At 72.7% G+C, this 1,772-nt stretch carries 1 protein-coding gene and 1 pseudogene; one reads left to right on the forward strand and one right to left on the reverse strand.

Annotated features, from left to right (window positions below):
* Positions 1-379: DNA polymerase (locus R6V09_RS52335; RefSeq protein ID WP_317888432.1), on the forward strand; the 379-nt coding region annotated here is incomplete at its 5' end.
* A gap of 18 nt (positions 380-397) precedes the next feature.
* Here the strand turns inward: R6V09_RS52335 and R6V09_RS52340 are convergent.
* Positions 398-1,772, reverse strand: a pseudogene (locus tag R6V09_RS52340) (transcriptional regulator); the annotation flags it as partial.

A 1,772-nucleotide genomic window follows, 5' to 3' on the forward strand; every position in this document is an offset into this window, starting at 1 on the left:
CGCGGCGGAGGAGGCGGGCATCCCGCAGGACGAACCCGACACCACCCCCGCCGACCAGGGCTGGGTGCCCGGCTACGCCTCCACCAACTCCCGCGCCCGGGGCCGCTTCGCCCGCAACTTCGTCGTCCAGGGCAGCGCCGCCGACTGGGCCCTGCTGATGCTCGCCGCGCTCCGGCGGTCCTGTGCCGAGCTGGCGGCCGAGCTGGTCTTCTTCCAGCACGACGAGGTGATCGTGCACTGTCCGAAGGAGGAGTCCGAGACGGTGGTCGCCGCGATACGGGAGGCGGCCGACCTCGCCGGACGGCTGACGTTCGGGGAGACGCCGGTCCGGTTCCCGTTCACCGTCGCGGTCGTCGAGTGCTACGCGGACGCCAAATAGGCCCGGGCGCCACGCCGGTCAACGCGCGTCACGCTGCGACAACAGCTCCCCCAGTTCCTGTACGACGGCCTTCTCGTCGGTCCCGTCGAGCGCGGCGAGGGCGGTACGCCACTCCTCGTACGCCTCCTCCGCGCGGCCCTGTTCCCGTAGCAGCAGGCCGTGTTGGTGACGGGCGAGGCCGCCCATGTAGCGGTCGGCACGGGCGTCCGCGCGGCGCAGGAGTTCTCCGCACTCGGTGCTGGCCAGCTCCGTCCGGCCCAGCAGGCGCAGCGCGCGGACCAGTCCGAGCCGGGTCTGCGACTCGCCGTGCCAGTCGCCGAGGTCGCCGAGGATGCGCATGCTCTCCTCGAAGTGCGGTACGGCGGCGGCCGGTTCGCCGAGCGTGAGGTGGGCGTAACCGATGTTGCAGTGCGCGGAGAGCTGCACGATCACCGCGCCGATCTCGACGCCGATGGCCAGCGAACGCCGGTGCTGCCCGATGGCGGCGCGCGGGTCGGTGTGCTCGTACAGGTTGCCGAGATGGCTGTAGGTCACGGCCTCGCCGTACGGGTCGGCCAACTGCCGTGAGTAGGACAGGCTCTGGCGCAGTGCGACGCCCGACTCGGCGTGCCGGCCGAGGCCTTCGAGGAGGAGACCGCGGTTGTTGAGACACCGGCGGATCCAGGAGGTCGCGTCGAGCCGCCACCAGATCGCCAGGGCCTGGTCGTTGAGCCCGAGGGCCTCGCTCTGCCGGCCGGTCAGGAAGTGCAGCCCGGCGAGATCGCCCAGCGCGTACGCCTCCGCCGCCGCGTCCCCGAGCCGCCGCGCCGCGGCCAGGCCGACCCGGCCGAGCACCTCCATCTCGGCGACCCGGCCACCACGCAGGACGTACGGGAAGAGAAGCCGGACGAGGGTCGAGACATGGGCGGTTCTGCGGTGGTCGGGAGTGTCGCCGTAGCGGTTGACGAGCGTCACCACGTTCTCCAGCTCCAAGTCCCCCCAGGCGAAGGCGTCCTGAGAGTCGTCGAAGGGAGCGACGGCCGCCATCTCCGCCGCGTGGCCCGGGAGTTGGGCGGCGGTCGGGCGACGGCGGTCGTCCTGGTCGAGCCCCGGTTCGACGATCGCGGTGAGAGCCCGCTCGGCAACGGCGGCGTACCAGGCGAGGGCGGTTTCGACAAGGTCACCCTCCCCTTCCGAATCACCTACCCCTTGCGCCAGTTCGCGGGCGAAGTCGCGGACCAGGTCGTGGGGGGCGTAGCGGCCGTACGCCGTCTCCTCCAGGAGGGCCACGTCGACCAGGCGGTCGAGGGCGGCCTCGGCTCGGCGTTCGTCGGTGCCGGCGAGGCGGGCGAACAGGGGTGCGCCGTAAGCCGGGAGGTCGAGGGCGCCGATGTGGCGCAGGGCGAGGGCCGCG

This window comes from Streptomyces sp. W16 (assembly GCF_033194735.1).
In the GTDB taxonomy this organism is placed as follows: Bacteria; Actinomycetota; Actinomycetes; order Streptomycetales; family Streptomycetaceae; genus Streptomyces.